Raw genomic sequence first — 273 nt, 5'->3', positions numbered from 1 at the left:
CCGAGCGGGTCGGCGCAGCCAGGATCACGAACTGCTGGCCGCTGAGCTGGACCAGCTTGCCGTTGAACTTGCCGACCACGACCGAAGTCGGGGTCGACTTGAACATGTCCTTCTTGTCCAGGTCGCCGGCGGTGGCGAAGCGCGCGTCGCCGTGCATGGACTGCTTCTTGGGCTTGAAGATCAGGTACAGCAGGCCCAGGTACAGCAGTGTCGGGAAGCCGAAGCCGAGCAGGCCGCCGGCCTTGATCCGACCCGCGTAGGGCTTGACCTGCG

At 65.6% G+C, this 273-nt stretch carries 1 protein-coding gene; it reads right to left on the bottom strand.

Annotated elements, in window-relative coordinates; genetic code table 11:
• The coding region (locus tag HKX41_11495; GenBank protein NNC24756.1) for a hypothetical protein at nucleotides 1-273 on the bottom strand (273 nt) is incomplete at both ends.

The organism is Salifodinibacter halophilus (assembly GCA_012999515.1).
Lineage (GTDB): Bacteria > Pseudomonadota > Gammaproteobacteria > Nevskiales > Salinisphaeraceae > Salifodinibacter > Salifodinibacter halophilus.
The sequence above is the reverse complement of the archived record's forward strand: the minus strand, read 5'-3'. Positions and strand labels throughout refer to the sequence as shown.